Source organism: Sphingobium sp. AS12, from assembly GCF_019097845.1.
Classification (GTDB): Bacteria; Pseudomonadota; Alphaproteobacteria; order Sphingomonadales; family Sphingomonadaceae; genus Sphingobium.
In genome coordinates, this window is record NZ_JAHRGM010000087.1 from 1 (window position 1) to 1,486 (window position 1,486).

Annotated in this window: 1 protein-coding gene; it reads right to left on the reverse strand. The window is 61.3% G+C overall.

What is annotated here, in order from left to right; all coding sequences use genetic code 11:
- Positions 1–271 precede the first annotated feature (271 nt).
- On the reverse strand, positions 272–1,381 hold the full coding sequence (locus KRZ98_RS23085; RefSeq protein WP_217675525.1) for an IS110 family transposase: 1,110 nt from the start codon (positions 1,379–1,381) through the stop codon (positions 272–274).
- Between the last annotated feature and the right edge of the window lie 105 nt (positions 1,382–1,486).

The window sequence follows — 1,486 nt, forward strand, 5'->3', positions numbered from 1 at the left end:
CGCTCTGATGTCCGTTTTCAACCTTTAAGTCGCGCGCCATCGTCCGCGCAGGAGCGCGGCACCGTATATGGCCGCGTACAGGTGGAGGCGGGACCTGAAGGACGTCGGTGATCAAGCTCTGATACGCGGGTTGGATACCGCATTTCCGTGTATGCGTCCCGGGGCTGATCCGATCTTACAACGGGCGTCGGCTGTGCCGGCCACAAAGCGTGTGACGGATATTCCCCTGCCGTGGTCCCGCCCCCGCCTGTACGCGGGAGCTGCTATTCTATCAGGCTGGCTGCACCTCTCTGGCGACAGCCCACATGAAGCCTGCAAGTTCGCGAGCTATTGCCGTGCAAACGACCGGAGTTTTCTTACCCTTGGCGATAAGCGATCGATATCGCGCCGTCAGTCGGCTCTGCGCTTTCCAAGCGATCTCGCGGACCTTCGGCGTGGTTTGCTCGAGGCGATACAGCTTGGCTTTTCCGATACGCGGCGGGTGACGGTACGTCCAGGCGCTTTCGACAAGCATATGGCGAACCCGACCGTTGCCTGCCTTTGTGATCCCGCCGCGGCGAACCGTGTCGCCGGAGGATCGCTCCCCAGGCACGAGACCAAGATAGCCCATCAACTGGCGTGGATTGTCGAACCGGCGCATGTCGCCGATCTCGGTTACGAACGTCACAGCGACGATGAGTTCGACACCACGCAGTGCCTGAAGCGCTCGAACGACGGGTGCTAGCGACCAGCCTGGCAGGAACTCCTCGATCGCCGCCTCGATACGTCCGATCCGTTCCTTGGCCACCCTGACCGCATCGACCAGTTCCTGCAGAGCGATTTGATGGGCGGGATGATCGAAGTGCTGTTCTTGTAGCCAGCGAAAGTGGCGGGCGCCCCACGTCGTCTTGCGCGGAAAGATGCGGCCGTGCTTCAGCATGAACGCGCTGACCTGTTGCCGGTGAATGCGCTGGGTCTCGACCGCAGCAGCGCGGGCGCGTACGAGATCGCGCATCGCTTCATGCCCCGCATCGGGCACCCATACCGCCGTCAGTTCGCCGGCTCGTAGCAGTCTGGCGAGCATCACTGCATCGCGCCGATCCGTCTTCACCCTATCGCCTGCGCGCTTCGGGATCAGCGATGGCGCGACCACCATGCAGGAATGGCCCAGCTCGACTATCAGGCGGTAAAGCCCATAACCGGTTGGGCCGGCCTCATAACAGAAATGCACAACGCGATATTTGGCGATGATCCGCTGTATGGTGCGCCTCATCGCGTCCAGTGACGCATCGACCTCGCCAAAGAAACGCACCTCGCCACCGCGCCCACCATCGGCGATCGCAATGGCATTACGGGCCTTTGCGACATCGATTCCGATGAAAACTTCTGTAGAATGTTCCACGGTTCGTCCTCCTCGTGTGAGGATAGGCTCGGCCCACCCGAGCAACCCTCGGAGCACCAGTGTAGGGCGAACCAACCTCTTTCACGAAACGGACATACGGTCTTA